This window comes from Streptomyces doebereineriae (genome assembly GCF_031845645.1).
Classification (GTDB): Bacteria; Actinomycetota; Actinomycetes; order Streptomycetales; family Streptomycetaceae; genus Streptomyces; species Streptomyces canus.
The window spans coordinates 1-434 of sequence record NZ_JAVREZ010000388.1 but is presented as its reverse complement, the minus strand read 5'-3'; the positions used below and the strand labels follow the sequence as shown (position 1 = coordinate 434).

The following is a 434-nucleotide window of genomic DNA, read 5'->3' as shown; positions in this document are numbered from 1 at the left end:
CTCCCCATCGGGATCATCACCGCCGTGCTCGGCGCGCCGGTCTTCCTGTGGCTGCTGCGGCGCTCGGAGGCGTCATGAAAGTCGAACTGTCCGGTGTGAGCGTCCGCATCGGCTCCACCCCGATCGTCGCGGACTGCGACCTCACCGTGAAGGACGGCGAACGCGTCGGCCTCGTCGGCCCCAACGGCAGTGGCAAGACATCCCTGTTGCGTACGATCTACCGCGCGCTCGACCCCTTCGCCGGCCGTGTCGCGCTCTCCGGCGACGATGTGACGACGCTCGGTCAGCGCGAGGTCGCACGGCGCGCCGCGCTCGTCGCCCAGGACAGCACCCCGGACTTCGACTTCACCGTGGAGGAGATCGTCGCCATGGGGCGCGGGCCGTGGCTCCGGACCTTCGAGTCGGCCACCGGCCGCGGGGACGCGCCCATCACC

General features: G+C 71.0%; 1 protein-coding gene. It reads left to right on the top strand.

Translation table 11 applies throughout. The features are described from left to right. Positions 1–74: 74 nt before the first annotated feature. Positions 75–434: ABC transporter ATP-binding protein (locus RNB18_RS52435; RefSeq protein ID WP_311721109.1), on the top strand; the 360-nt coding region annotated here is incomplete at its 3' end.